General features: G+C 51.5%; 12 protein-coding genes. 3 read left to right on the plus strand and 9 right to left on the minus strand.

What is annotated here, in order from left to right:
- Positions 1–59 precede the first annotated feature (59 nt).
- Together AC58QC_RS24315 and AC58QC_RS24320 are read right to left on the minus strand one after the other, a co-directional pair.
- Positions 60–899 (minus strand): M56 family metallopeptidase, encoded by an 840-nt coding sequence (locus AC58QC_RS24315; protein ID WP_497417623.1) that lies wholly within the window; start codon positions 897–899, stop codon positions 60–62.
- 2 nt (positions 900–901) lie between these two features.
- The gene (locus AC58QC_RS24320) at positions 902–1,318 is read right to left on the minus strand and encodes a BlaI/MecI/CopY family transcriptional regulator (RefSeq protein WP_497417624.1); all 417 of its coding nucleotides are present in this window, start codon (positions 1,316–1,318) and stop codon (positions 902–904) included.
- 164 nt (positions 1,319–1,482) lie between these two features.
- Between AC58QC_RS24320 and AC58QC_RS24325 the strand changes: the two genes are divergently transcribed.
- Together AC58QC_RS24325 and AC58QC_RS24330 are read left to right on the plus strand one after the other, a co-directional pair.
- A complete protein-coding gene (locus AC58QC_RS24325; RefSeq protein ID WP_497417625.1) occupies positions 1,483–2,277 on the plus strand; it encodes a pirin family protein in 795 nt (264 codons plus the stop codon).
- A gap of 31 nt (positions 2,278–2,308) precedes the next feature.
- A complete protein-coding gene (locus AC58QC_RS24330) occupies positions 2,309–2,443 on the plus strand; it encodes a (2Fe-2S)-binding protein (protein ID WP_497417626.1) in 135 nt (44 codons plus the stop codon).
- A gap of 250 nt (positions 2,444–2,693) precedes the next feature.
- On the opposite strand, the gene AC58QC_RS24335 is transcribed toward AC58QC_RS24330, so the two are convergent.
- The 7 genes from AC58QC_RS24335 to AC58QC_RS24365 form a co-directional block, all read right to left on the minus strand.
- Positions 2,694–5,225, minus strand: a complete 2,532-nt coding sequence (locus AC58QC_RS24335; RefSeq protein WP_497417627.1) for a trypsin-like peptidase domain-containing protein — start codon at positions 5,223–5,225, stop codon at positions 2,694–2,696.
- A gap of 95 nt (positions 5,226–5,320) precedes the next feature.
- Positions 5,321–6,085, minus strand: a complete 765-nt coding sequence (gene fdhD / locus AC58QC_RS24340) for a formate dehydrogenase accessory sulfurtransferase FdhD (protein WP_497417657.1) — start codon at positions 6,083–6,085, stop codon at positions 5,321–5,323.
- A gap of 137 nt (positions 6,086–6,222) precedes the next feature.
- Positions 6,223–8,580 carry an FdhF/YdeP family oxidoreductase gene (locus AC58QC_RS24345; protein WP_497417628.1) on the minus strand — a complete coding sequence of 786 codons (2,358 nt, stop codon included), beginning with the start codon at positions 8,578–8,580 and terminating at the stop codon, positions 6,223–6,225.
- Between the two features lie 272 nt (positions 8,581–8,852).
- A complete protein-coding gene (locus AC58QC_RS24350) occupies positions 8,853–9,221 on the minus strand; it encodes a Na-translocating system protein MpsC family protein (RefSeq protein ID WP_497417629.1) in 369 nt (122 codons plus the stop codon).
- A gap of 110 nt (positions 9,222–9,331) precedes the next feature.
- The gene (locus AC58QC_RS24355; RefSeq protein ID WP_497417630.1) at positions 9,332–9,514 is read right to left on the minus strand and encodes a hypothetical protein; all 183 of its coding nucleotides are present in this window, start codon (positions 9,512–9,514) and stop codon (positions 9,332–9,334) included.
- A 334-nt stretch (positions 9,515–9,848) separates the two neighbouring features.
- Positions 9,849–10,682, minus strand: coding sequence for a DUF72 domain-containing protein (locus AC58QC_RS24360; RefSeq protein ID WP_497417631.1), 834 nt, complete (start codon positions 10,680–10,682; stop codon positions 9,849–9,851).
- A 256-nt stretch (positions 10,683–10,938) separates the two neighbouring features.
- Positions 10,939–12,672 (minus strand): ABC transporter ATP-binding protein, encoded by a 1,734-nt coding sequence (locus AC58QC_RS24365; protein WP_497417632.1) that lies wholly within the window; start codon positions 12,670–12,672, stop codon positions 10,939–10,941.
- 225 nt (positions 12,673–12,897) lie between these two features.
- Here AC58QC_RS24365 and AC58QC_RS24370 point away from each other — a divergent pair, with 225 nt between their 5' ends.
- On the plus strand, positions 12,898–14,340 hold the full coding sequence (locus AC58QC_RS24370) for an ABC transporter permease (RefSeq protein ID WP_497417633.1): 1,443 nt from the start codon (positions 12,898–12,900) through the stop codon (positions 14,338–14,340).
- The last annotated feature ends 8 nt before the right edge of the window (positions 14,341–14,348 follow it).

Below are 14,348 nucleotides of genomic sequence, written 5' to 3' on the forward strand. Positions count from 1 at the left end.
GTGGAGTTGTCAATTCTTTTCAGACAAGCCTTATCTGAGGATGCGAAAAAGAGGCTTATTCAAATAAGCCCCATTACTAGTATGAAAATGAGTGCAGATATCGCCAGTCGAATTAATGGCCAGCGCAAGGTCACCTGCCTCTGGGGGTCCAAAATATGCTGAATGCGCACATTCATAGACGTCTCTGCAAATGAAGCATGAGAGAGCGGAAACCGCGGCTTCGTTGTTTGCTTGAGCAGCTTAAGCAGCGCACTGCCTAAGTCCGTAGCTTGTTCCATCCGTTCGATGGCATACTTATCCGCGCGGAGCTCGATCATCATGGGATATTTGTGTGCAATCCATTCAAAAATAGGGATATACCTCATCGATTTCGAGATCAGCGCAAGCAGAAAGATTGCCGCAGGATCACGGTGCTGCACATGGCATTTCTCATGCTCAATAACCGCGCGAAGCTCATTAGGCTCCAGCATGTCCATCAGTCCCGTCGAAACGAGGATGCGCGGCTTCCATAGCCCGATGGTCATGGCAAGGGGAGCCTTGTCTCGAACGATTTGGAGCAACTGAGGTGTAAGATCGAAATTCGCCGCGTATTCTGCGGAAAGGGCAGCGTCATGATATTTCTTCACGAGCTTATTCGCCTTGACGACATCATAGCCATGCTTGAGGGCGAGCCAAACCATCATCCCCATCGTGTAGAGAATCAGCCCATTCACCAAGGTCATCGGTATCGGCCCGGGCACGTGCAGATAGTGGAAAAGAATCATACACAAATCAAATAGATTGCGAGAGGGTCTCCAGTGAAACAAATGCCCAAGGAGGAAGGCAACCATCTGCCATACAATCGTGCCTCCGATCACCAGTGCAGCCGCGTACAGCCATTTGAACCGCGATTCCGTCATCGTTATCGATCCTTTTTTAGAAGTAGAATGTGCTGCTCCAACTGGTCAAGTAGCTCAGGGTCAACTTTATCGAGCGCATCAACCATATGGGTAACCGCTAATGAGCCAAATTGTTCAATGAGATCGTACGTCAGCTCTTTGGATTGCGTTTCCATGAACTCGTCGATCGTCACAACCGGCTTATAGTGAAATGACCTTGCAACAGAATGCTTCTGTAAAATCTTTTTGTCCACTAGACGGTTCATCACCGTCATCACGGTATTGAAATTAATTGCTTTGTCTGCGTCCAGCTTCTGTTGGACGTCTTTGATGGTCATTTCCGAGGGGCTGGTCCAGAGGATTTCCATGATTTTGGACTCCAGTGGACCAAAAAAGCGATTTAGTCCGCTTTCCTTTAATTTAAAGTTTTGCATTTTCACGTTAGGACACACTCCTTACACTATAGATTGTAGTGTGACGATAGGGCGGAAGTCAAGATTCATCACGTTGTGTGAGGAAAATCTTTTGACATCTGGGGCAAAAGGCGATATACTACTTACATAAAGTAAGTTGTTAAATATAATATAGTTAAGGAGTGATTCTCATGAGCATTCATATATATTCGGTTAGTGAACAAGGCGTTGGTGCATTTGATGGCGGAAAATTCGTCGAACAACGGGCCATCAGCTTCCCCGGCGAAAAGACAGCCGTAGATCGTGTCGGTCCTTTATTCTACTGGGCTTGGGGCAAAGCATCCGATGTATCGGAAATCGGCATGCACCCGCACAAAGCATTCGAGATCGTCACGTACGTGATCGACGGGCTTGTGGAGCACCGCGACTCCCTCGGCTCCTTGGAAACCGTGACGAATGGCGGCGCTCAAGTGATTCAGGCGGGCTCGGGCGTCTACCACTCCGAGGCCTTCCGCAAAGCGGGCAGCGAGGCGATGCAGATTTGGTTCGAGCCGCATTTGAGCGAGACCGTGAAGAAGCCGGCTACGTACCGTCAATATGAGCACGAACAATTCCCTGTTAGCCATGCATCTGGCGCCACAGTGAAAAAAGTGATCGGCGGAGATGCTCCCATTCAACTGGATACCGATGCGCGGATGTATGATTGGGAGCTTGAGCCTGGCGCAGCGTTCAGCTATGAGTTGGAGCCAGGACACAGGCTGGCGTTCCTCGTGATACGCGGGGAAGGCTTGGGGGTAGTTGCATCGGTGGGGACAAAGCTAGGGCAAGAACAAGAACGGAAGACCTTGTCTCACAAGGATTTTGTGGTTGCGCAAGCGGTGAGTGAAGGCGAAGCCCTTCACCTGCAGGCGGGCAGTGTGCATGGCCTGCGGATCATTGCCATCGACGTGCCGGAAGATCCAGGCTACGCACTGTATCGGAAGTAAGACAACATAAGCGGTTGGCAAAAAACTTCTCATGCGCTCCTCCTGTTGTATGTATTACCGCCGAGAAGAAGGCAACAAGTGCTTCACTTGCCCGATCCTCAAGGAGTCCCAGCGCGAGGAGCTGCGCATTGAAATCCAGCAGGCTAGCGCTGCTAGTGCTGGATAAGCAGAAAGCTCAAAGCCCCCGAGATATCTCGAGGGCTTTATTGATTAGCTAGTTGGACTAATAGCGAACTGACGTTCCGCATCTACTAAAGTATCTGCATATTGGCACACATCCGGGAGAGCACCAAGGTTAGAGAATGGGAAATCCCCCGCTTTCCACGCCATAGAAGTGGGAAGTCGAAACAGCTATCCACCCCGAAAAACAGAAAAAGCAGCGATTCCCGCTGCTCCACCCTCGCACCAGCGAGGCTCTATTTCCCACCCGCCGCACCGTTCAAAAAGCTGAACGAAGCAAACGCCTTCTCCAACCGCGACACATTCGCATCCGTGCTGACCGCAGCATCAATCCGAAGCGTCGCCGTGTACGTAACTTGTTTGCGATTAAACAGATACACCGTTTCGGAATAAGGGATATGCTCTTTCGAGTAGCTCACCTTATACTTCTTCGCTTTCACATCACCGAACAGCGTAACATCCTCTGACGTGTATGTGTAGTCACTATCATTAGAATGACTTTTCTTCTGCTCGTCCTCGGCATCTTTCAGGACTTCAGCGTAAGCTTTTTTGCTATCCGTCTCTACACGCAAGTAACCACCTGTGAAGTTGAAGGACTTCGTCGCCTGATCGTTGCCATCGTAAGGGCGGTTCGTTGTCCAACTTTCAGGGATGCGCACGGAATAGTTGAACTTCTCATTCTTGTACAGTGCTGTACGATCCGGATCGGCAAGTTCATCAAGATCCTGAATGAAGCCGAGCTCGCCATCCATCGTCTCTTTATCCACGAAGATAGACGCCACCACGTTATCCCAAATCTTCTCCAGCTCATCACTATGTTCATCCTGCGGATAGGTCAATTGAACTTCATATTTGTACTTGTCTTTGATGAAGAAGAGTGAACGCCCCGCATACCACTCGCCCCCCAAGGAGCTCGCAAAGCCTACCTGCCATGCCGGAACACCGTCCACGGTTACTTCTACCGGCTTATCCACACGGCGATAATTCGCCGTATATTGCGCTTCAAACCCATCAATCTCCCGATCCACCCAATCCTGAAGAGTATCACCCGAAGAAGCTGAGGTCACATTGACATGGAGCGTTTGCGAATAATCCTCATTGAAAAAGGAGGTGCTTCCCCGATGATCCTGCTCCCAAGCCGCAGGCAAATCGATCGATAGCCCGTATTCACTGGTGTACGTCACATCATCAGAATTGAACACGGAGATATCCTTCAGAGAGTTATCAGCCGTATTAAATGCTAGCTTAAAGCTGTCCAACAGATCATTATAGCTATTTTGTTTAGAACGATTCGTGTACTGTTCTTTGGTTACGAATAATTGCACGGTATACAAGCGGCCGCCATGCTGGTAACCTCGCGTCTGAATATAGCCGTCTTCTCCTGAACGGCTCACGATTTTGGCATAAGGACTGTCTGCACGCTTCACGTACTGACGCTCCAAAATCGTTGCGCTATCCGCGTAACCCGAATACTCACTGTCATCGCCACCTGCTACTTTATTCAACAGCGCAGATGGCGACAGTTCATCGCTTTGATCGCTATCGACGCGAATGGAAAGCGCGAATTCACCTTTCGCATCGACGAAGCTTACCGAGTCGCCGTCATCGGATTGTTGTCTTTTGACAAGACCCGCCGGGTACTTCATCGACCAGCCGAAGTGGCTGTCGCCAATCTTCGTTTTGCCGCTATCCGCGTCTAAGGAGCTTCCGCCATCGGGATCCTCGGTTAACGTCGCTTCTGCGTTGTGCAGCTCGCCTAGTTTCACTGTTTTGGTAAGCGTTGTGCTTCCCAACTGCAGCTTGATATCCACCGATTGGCCTGGCAGATAGGTTTTAATGGCCTCATTGTAATCTACGAGTGTCTTAACAGCGCTTGGACCGACGGAGATCAAGATTTCATCTTGTTCAATCCCCGCTTCAGCAGCAGGTGAATCCGCGTCAACATAGGACACTCTTAACCCCGTCGAGCTTGGCAGGCCAACAACAGCCTCCCAGCTCTCTTCCAATTCTAACCCTGTATATGCTCGTTTCACTTTGCCATACAGCTCAAAATGCTTTAACACAAACTTCACGGTATCCACAGGAATCGCAAACCCGAGATTTTCCACACCAATATCGGCGTATTTCATCGTATTAATCCCGATTACTTCGCCTTTCATATTAATTAAAGCGCCGCCGCTATTGCCAGGGTTAATCGCTGCGTCCGTCTGAATCAGTTGATACTGCGAGCTCACAGAGCGATCCAGACCGCTGACAATACCGACCGTAACGGAGTTACGTAATGCGAACGAGATCGGCGTTCCAATCGCCGCCACGGTTTCCCCAACTTTGATATCCGAAGAGGATGCGAAGGTTGCCGGCTTTAAGCCGACAGCGTCGATTTTGACTAGTGCCAGATCGCTCTCCTCATCGATATTCGAGGCATGCCCGCGATAGGTTGTCCCCTCGGAGGTTACGACGACGATATTCTTCATATCTTTGACAACATGTGCGTTCGTTACAATGACACCGTTTGAGGCCACAATCACACCTGTCCCGTGTGCGAGGTTAAAGCGATTTTTCTCTAACGATTTGTCCATCTCGGAAGATGGCTTTCCAATAATGGCAACCACAGAAGGCGAGGCTTTCTCGATAACCTGCGGAATCTCTGCATTGATTTCAGCTGCGTAAACATGCGAAGACATAGGCTGTGCCAAACTCGTCATCAGTACGAAGGCCGCGACCAGCGGTATGCCCCCTTTTTTCATCCAAGCTGTCCATTTCCCCATTGTGTCGTTCCTCTCTTAACAAAAGTTGGCAATAGCTAGAATCTAGCACATTTCTGATAGAGAGACAATATAAATATTTCCACAAAAAGGTAAATTTATCGACATTCCGCAATGCGTTCTGGATGCGTATACACGGTTAAATGGTCCCTCCGAATGAAGCCAACAACCGTAATCCCTAGATCATGAGCCAGACGAAGGGCTAGATCGGTTGGTGCTGATTTGGATAAAAGAATCCCGACGCCGATTTTGGCCGCCTTTAATACAACCTCGGAAGAGACTCTTCCACTGAAAGCAAGGACCTTATCTCGAACCGATATCCGCCCACGAAGGATGTGTCCGAATATTTTATCTAAGGCGTTATGCCTGCCGATGTCCGCTCTGGTAATAAGAAGCTCATTCGCCGTGCACAAGGCCGCATTATGCAAGCCTCCGGTAAGTCGAAAGTCAGCCGATTGCTCCTGAAGCTCGCCCATCAGATGGAAGCATTGGGGAATGTTTAGACTCAGCTTGGTTGTCACTGTTTTGGCTGTACGCATATCATTGTGAAAATAAAACTGACGGCTTTTCCCGCAGCAGGAGCCGATGAATCGCTTGGACACCATCTGACGGCTCAGCTGATGAAGATGCCGCAGCTTCACATGGGCGAAGCCGCGGTCCTCCTCTATGGCTAGGGATTCAATCTGGTCTACGAATCGGATCATGCCTTCGGAAGCAAGAAAACCAGTAACCAGATCGACTGTGTCACTTGGTGTGTAGACGAGTGTGGCGAATTCTTCGCCATCAAGTAAGATTGTCAAAGGCGCTTCAATCGCGATGGTATCCTCTGCGGGAAGCACCTCCGAACCATTATAGCGATGAATAGACCACGTAGTGGTTGATGGTGATGGAGAGGTGGAAGAATCCGCAGGTAAGGAGCTTGCGGGAAGCGTGACTTCACCGATTTTATGCTGCGAACTGCTTTCAGACTCCACATATTCTAGCTCCTTCTCATCCACGCTCATCCCTCCATTTCGGTTTCCAGCTCTAAAATGCGCTTCTCCACGTAACGTGTGTCTTTGTGTGCGTGGTACGTTTCCGCCTTTTCGACGATGACGGCCGTGTTATACTCCGGAATGCCCGCAAATGGCTCATATACCCCTTTGGGTATCAAGCTGTTGCCCTCGGGCCAGTGCACTTCGATATTGCCCATTCGGATGTCGGCCTGCTTGGCTCTGCCATGCATGCTGCCATAGCCGTTATAGACGACAATGGCTTCGCCTTCTTGTAAAGCAAGGCTGCGCATATCTTCCTGCCCCATCAGCACATCGTAGCGTTCTGCTTCATTGAAGGGATCGATGTCGCTGTAGATCATCGAATTGAACTGCTTACCGCGGCGCGTCGTCACCGCGAAGTGCCCCTCCGGCTTCCGCAGCTCCGGAAGCTCAATCGGCAGCAGCCGGCCGCGGCCATCCGGCGTCGGACAGATGCCGTCCTCGCACAGCCATGCGCCGCCGGACTGAAACACATCGCCGCGGCCACGCAGGTGCTGGATGCCGTCGTAGCTCGGCGCGGCCTGCGCAATCTCTGCGCGGATCGCTTCCGCACTGCCGCAGCCAAGCCCATCTGCGGCTTCTGGCTTCACGCGGCGAGCGAGATCGACGTAGATGTCCCACTCCGCGCGGGCTTCTCCGATGCGGGGACCGGCGATCTCGGGCGAGAAGTACACCATCCGCTCCGTCGAGGTGGATGTGCCTCCCCCTGGCTGCTCGTAGCGTGTCATGGCGGGCAGCACCACCACGGCCTCCCGCGCGTCTAGCAGCGTGGACGTGTTGAGAATGATGTCCTGGTGAACACGGACATCCATGTTTGTGAGGGATTGCCGGACGAACTCCGGATCCGGCATAGTCTCTAGGAAGTTGCCTCCGGATGTGTAAAACAGCCGGAGCTTCCGCTCCTGCTCCTCGGGCAGGAGCGCGTTCTCGAGGGTGACACCAACGATGTCACCCTGCCATGTCGGCAGCTCGAAGCCCCAGAGCTGCTCGATGCGCTCTCGGTCGGCGGCGCTGCTCATCTCGCCGCCTGGCAAGGAGAAGGGATCGGCGCCCATCTCGCCGGAGCCCTGCACGCCGCTGTGGCCGCGGATGGGCATCAGCCCGCAGTGCTCGCGGCCAAGAAAGCCTCGCAGGAGGGCGAGATTCGCCACCTGCGAGATGTTGTCCGTGCCGAAGCGGTGCTGTGTGAGCCCCATGCTCCACACGAAAACCGCGCTAGCGGCACGCGCCAAGATTGCTGCGAGCTCGCTGATGCGCTCGCGGGTGAGGCCGGACGACTGCTCCAGCGTCGTCCAATCCTGCTGCGCCACGTGGGCGCGCAGCTCTTCAATGCCGTTCGTGTGCGCTTGCACGAACGCATGGTCAATCGCGGAGCCGGGCTCGCGCGCCTCCATCTCGAACCACACCTTCATGATGCCGTTCATGAAGGCAATATCTCCGCCGATGTTTACTTGGTATACATCGTCAGCCAGCTTTGTGCCGAATAACGCTGATTCGGCAATCGAAGGGATCCAGTACTGCTCCATCGACGGCTCGTAGTACGGGTTAATGACAATGATCTTCGTCCCTTTGCGTTTGGCCGCATACATATATTTCGTGGAGACCGGTTGATTGTTCGCGGCCACACTGCCCCAGAACACAAGGACGTCCGTGCCGATCCAGTCCTTGTAATTGCATGTCGAAGCGCCTACGCCTACGGAGCGCTTTAAGGCCGTCTTCGACGGAGAGTGGCAAATGCGCGAGGCATTGTCGATGTTGTTCGTGCCGAGCAATCTCGCCACCTTCGCCGCCACATAATACGACTCGTTCGTGATGCCCCTCGCCGTTAAGTAGAATGCCATCTGCTTCGGGTTCAACCCGCGCATCTTCGTTGCAATCGTATTCAGCGCCTCATCCCATGTGGCACGGCGGAAACGTCGCTCACCTTTCATGCGGATGAGCGGATATGGAATGCGCCCGAGCTGCCGAAGCTCGGTGGAGCTCAAGCGGCTGAGCTCGTCAATGTCCGCATGCAGCAGCTCCTCGCGAATGGCTGGCATCGTATTCAGCCGCAGCACGTTCAGCCGTGTCGTGCAAATATGCGGCCCCGCCAGCGTCTGATCATAAAGCCCCGACACGCCTAGCGCGCAGCCATCGCACACCCCTTGTGTCAGAATCCTCACCGCATAGGGCAGATTGTCTCGATTTTGCCAAGCGATTTTGGCGGTTTCACGAATATGTTTCGGTTTTACTTTACCGAGTCCGAACGGTATTTTACTGACCCAGAGCTTCGGGTCCGGCTTCGCGGGCAGCTTGATCGGCCCAGTGTGCTTCGTTTTCCCCAAGTGAAACGCCTCCCATTGCGAGTATCTATTGTTTTGTGTCTTAAGTTTTGTTTCCAAACCCATTTCCCTATGTAAACCCGCTTCTCACCATTCTATTCGACTCATCCCCCATACTCCTCAGCTCCTAAGAAGCAAAAAACCACCGCAAAACAACCCCAAGCCCCTCTTTACGAGAAGAGTCTCGGGTTGTCTCACAGTGGTTAGTCTCCGGCAGGTTCGCTACCAAGTGCCAAGCACCTTACTTATGTATATGTAGATGTACGAGCGGTTAGTTATCCGGTTCTTGTACCAAATTTCTTTTCTAAATCCTCATCAAAGACGAATACCGACATGCCAACATCCTGCTCAATATCGATATCGACGAACAGCTGGATGAACTTGGCGCCGAGCAGCGCTTCCATCTCTACAGGCGGATGATCCTTGTAGATCTCTTTGACCATTTCCGTGCGTGCCGTGCGGAGCATTTGCCTGCCATCGCCCGTCTTCGCCATAAACTTCTCAACAGGGGAAAGGTTCCCTGCCATTTCACAAATCGCCCAGCTTCTGCAGAAGGTCGTCGTTACACGTTCAGGCCCTTTGCCCATATGCCTCTTGCGATACGCCTTCACCAGGTTACTGAATTCGGCCTCCATGCGATTCATCGGCCAGCCACCTTTATGTTTACGTTTACATGCTTGTCCTAGCTTCATCATAGCAAGAAAGCGTATACCTGACAACACCTTAAGGCACTACTCCAACTACCCTCCTGTTTTTACCGCAAAACTACATCCCGTACGGAACGACGTTCCGCTAATTCGGCAAAATCAGCCATTTGGGCAAAGTTACGGAACGTGAGTGCGCTAGTTCTCCGCAAAAGTGCGTTCTTCCGCCTAAAACGGCATAATAAGGGAACTACGTTCCACAACTCTGACAAACTCGCCACATTATTGGCCATAGCGGAACCTCGTTCCGTTTCGTCGGGCGACGTACCCATGCAGGTGAGCAGTTCATGTAAGTTGCTTCCTACAGGGGCATTTGCACAACAGCGAATCCACTATTCCTCATCTTCCCATTTACGAGAGTAAGCCTTCTTCGTGATCCAAATCGTCAGCCCGATAACAATAACAATGGCTATAATACTTCCAATGACCGCACCAACCACCTGTCACACACCCCTTTTATCTGCTCATACATCCTATTGTATCAAATGTCATCTAGTCAGACAGCGCTGTCTTCTACAATTCCGCGACAGAACACCGGCCCACAGGTTGCTCACTCATTCACAACCCTTAGAACAAATCCAACTGCCTCGGCGCCAGCCCCTCGTAGTCCAGGCCCAGCATGCTCATCAACGTTTTCGCATTCCCCGCAGCATGTCCACCTGAGTTGTTGTTGAAAATGATACAAATCTCGCGCGTCTGCTCCTGCAAGCGGAGCAACCTCACCTTCCACTCCAACAATTCCTGCGGATTGTAGTCATACAAATACCGCACATCGCGCCAGTTGGCCTCGTTCGTCTGCACCCAGCCCCCGACATTGCGTCCGTGGAAACGAACCATCGTCATGTCTGGATGCGTGGCCTCCAGGACGATCGGAACGGATCCAATCCCTGCCTGCGGCTCGTCGCAGATGCTATGCATCCAGCCCTCGCGCTTCATGAAGGCCAACGTCTTGTCCCGCATGTCCTCCGTGAACCAGCTCTGGTGACGGAACTCCAGCGCGAGTGGTACATCACCCATTCTCGCCTTCGCCTCCCGAATCACATCCACATTGGCCTTGTTGCACGCAAACCACGGTGGATACTGGAACAGCACGGCCTTTAGCTTCCCCTCTTCCTGAACAGGGCGGATTGACTGCAGGAATGCCTCGAACATCTGGTCAGCCCCACCTGCAAAAGGATTTTCTCCCCGCAAATGTCCTGTCATCCCTTGGTAAGCCTTAATAATAAATCCAAAATTCGCGGGTGTCTCTTGAACCCATTTCGCATAATTACGTTCAGGCTGTACGGCGTAAAATGAGGTATCTACCTCCACAATTGGGAAATGGGATCCGTACGTCGTCAGCTTCCCTTTGCTCCCGCCCAAGTCATGGTCACCCCAACCTGCTAGGCCGATGTTGATCATTGTTATCACCCCGTGCATCGTGCTCATTCGCTTTATCTAAAGTATTCGTTCTTCTATCATAACATCCTCGTCCACCATACCAAAAAATACGCGTTCACTCGATAGAGTAAAACGTACAGGAAAACCAGCAAACTCAAGCTCAAGGGGTTGCTGGTTTCTTTGTGAAATATGCCCTTTTTAACTATTTAGCTGGGTGCCCCGAGAAAAAGCGCGTCTCCTCCTCCATGAAGGGACGCGCTTTCTCATCTTGCATTTATCATTCGTTTACAGCCAGCCAATGGCCAGGCTGCACTTCGACGAACCGCGACCGCTCCAGCCCGTACGGATCCTGTATAGTCGAATCAATGAGTGGCACGAACGCCTTACGAGACTCTACCGCCGGATCAGGAACTGGAATCGCCGCAAGTAGCGACTTGGTATACGCATGCATCGGGTTGGCATACAGCTCTTCGCTCTCCGCCAGCTCGACGATCTTGCCTTTGTACATTACCGCTACTCGGTCACTGATATGTTTGACCATCGAAAGGTCGTGAGCGATAAATAGGTACGTCAGCCCCAGCCTCTGCTGCAACTCCTCCAGCAGCTTGACGATCTGCGCCTGGATGGAAACGTCCAGAGCCGATAACGGCTCGTCGCAGACGATGAACTCCGGCTCAACTGCCAGTGTTCGCGCGATTCCGATCCGCTGCCGCTGTCCGCCGGAGAACTCGTGCGGGTAGCGCATAGCATGAGATGCGCTAAGACCTACCATATCAAGCAGTTCCTCGATCCGATGCTGCCGCTCCCCCTTGCTGCTTGTCATGCGGTGGAGATCCAACGCCTCGCCGATGATGTCGGTAATGCGCATGCGTGGATTCAATGAAGCATACGGATCCTGGAAGATCATCTGCATATAGCGTCGCATCGTCTTCATCTCCCTGCGGTTTAACCGATTCAGTGAGATCCCCTTGTACAGCACCTCTCCGCCTGTCGCCTCGTTTAACCGCAAGATGGTGCGACCCGTGGTGGACTTACCGCAACCTGATTCACCAACAACGCCTAGCGTCTCCCCGGCACGGATGTCAAAGCTGACATCGTTGACCGCTTTGATGATCTGCCCTTTGCCTAGATTGAAATGTTGTCTAAGCGACCGGACCTCCAGCAACGGGCGGTCATCAGCCGAACGGATGAAAGAGGAAACTAGTTTGGGTTTCTTCTTCTCGTCAAGCCTTGGCAGTGCGTTCAGTAGACGTACCGTGTAGGGATGCTTCGGTGCAGAGAAAATTTCCTCCGTCGTCCCCGTCTCGACGACCTCGCCATCCTTCATAACCACGACCCGGTCGCACATGCCAGCTACGACACCTAGATCATGCGTAATCAAGATGATGGATGTGCCGAGCTTGCGCTGAATCTCCTTCATCTGGTGCAAAATTTGCGCCTGAATGGTTACGTCAAGCGAAGTAGTCGGCTCGTCCGCAATAAGCAGCGATGGTCGACAAGCAAGCGCGATGGCAATCATCACCCTTTGACGCATACCACCGGAAAACTCATGGGGATACTGATAGTAGCGTGCTTCTGCGTGGGGGATACCGACTAGCTTCAGCATCTCAATTGCTTCCCGCTGTGCTTCTTCCTTGCCAAGTCTCCGATGCTTGATCAGACTCTCCTCAATCTGCCGACCTATGCGCATCGTCGGGTTCAGCGAGGACATTGGATCTTGGAAAATCATGCCGATATCGCGACCGCGAATCTGCTCCATCTCCAAATCTGACTTATCGGCTAGGTTCTGTCCTTGGAAGAGGACCTCTCCCCCCTTCACCATTGAAGGAGGTGATGGTAATAATCTCATGATCGTACGTGCCGTAACGCTCTTCCCGCTGCCGGATTCGCCTACGATTCCCAGCGTCTCGCCTTCACGAACTGAGAAGCTTACGTTACGAACCGCTTCAACTTCCTTTTCGCGACCGTAGAAAGAGACAGATAATTTCTTCACTTCTAATATTGATGTCATATAATCACCTTTGAGTTGGGATAAACTTGAAAAGAAAGTTTCTATCATTCGTAATTACATGTTAAAATATAAGCTAATCGAATCGCAACTATAAAAAAAATATATATTTCAAATAAATGAAACAATTTTCCGACGATCATTGACATTTTCCGCTACCACTCTTAAAATCTACTATATCGATCGGAATAATGCAATATAAACTGACCGACAAAGGAGCATACGAACTTGACCGGGCACACTTCAGCTATGGATTCACCTCTAGTCGACCGACTCGGGAACATCTTTTTCAAAATGCTATTGCATCCTACTTATCGCTTTCTGCTGCTGCTGGCGGGGGCTCCCTTGCATCTAATCGTCTATGTGGTCTATCTGTCCAACAAGAAGAAGAGTATGCACAAGGCTAATTTGGACAAGTTAGAACAGCAATGGACTTCCTCCGGATATCGAGATCAACTGCTCGCAGACACGAAGGAACAGCTTGAACGAAAGCACGGGTTTTTCGGTCAGACCGTCTCGCCAGAGAAGCTGGATCGCGAAGCTAACCAGATCACGGCGATCAAGTTCAAGGAAGCGTTATTGCGTCACCTTGATGCTGAGCAAGATGGGAACGGCAAATCGCAGACCACCTATGCCGACACATTCACCCAGTTGATCCGGCACCCTGCGTTTTTGGCTATCTCCATTATTCCCGGCGTTCTCATGTACATACTTATGTTGATTTATAGCAACGCCTATTTCAAATATATCGCTGAACGGCTCGTAATGACCGTTTTTGTCATTTTTGGCGTCGCCTTTCTGGTCTTTACCATTCTCTATCTATCGCCCCTGAATCCTGCCGCCAACATCATCGGGGAAACGGCTACAGCAGAGCAGATTGCCAAGTTTAATCAGCTTTACGGTCTTGATCAACCTTATCTGACTCAGCTTTGGCATACGTTCCGCGGTATTCTGACATTCGATTTAGGCAAGTCCTTCGCAGGCAACGAAGTGGTCACCACCTCCATCGCTGCGAAGTTTCCCGTGACGCTGACGCTAACCGTCATCTCCACGATCGTAGCGGTACTAATCGCCCTGCCGATCGGGTTGGTATCCGCTACTCGGCCGAATTCTTTTTTTGACTATACGTTTATGCTGATTGCGCTGATTGGATTGTCGATCCCTAACTTCTGGCAAGGGCTAGTCCTCATCCTGAATTTCTCGATCAAGCTGCACTGGCTCCCAGCTACGTATAATCCGCAGAACGCATTGACCATGATCATGCCGATTGTCGTCTTAGGAACAGGCCTTACGGCGGCAGTCGCTCGGATGACACGTTCTTCTACACTGGAGGTCATCCACGAAGATTATATTACAACAGCCCGGGCCAAAGGGTTATCCCGCAGGCAAGTGCTTTGGAAACACGCCGTGGGTAATGCGCTAATCCCGATTATTACGGTCATCGGACTTCAATTCGGTGCGATGCTCGGAGGAGCGGCTGTGACAGAGAAGGTTTTCAATATCAACGGGATTGGAAGCTATATCGTGGACAAGCAGTTTATCCCCGATATTCCTGCAATCATGGGCGGAGTCGTCTACACCGCTATCACGATTTCTATCGTCAATGTCGTCATTGACATTTTATACGCTTTTTTTGATCCAAGAATCCGTTCAAAAATGAAACAATACTAGCAGGTGAC

This window comes from Paenibacillus sp. J22P51 (assembly GCF_059692215.1).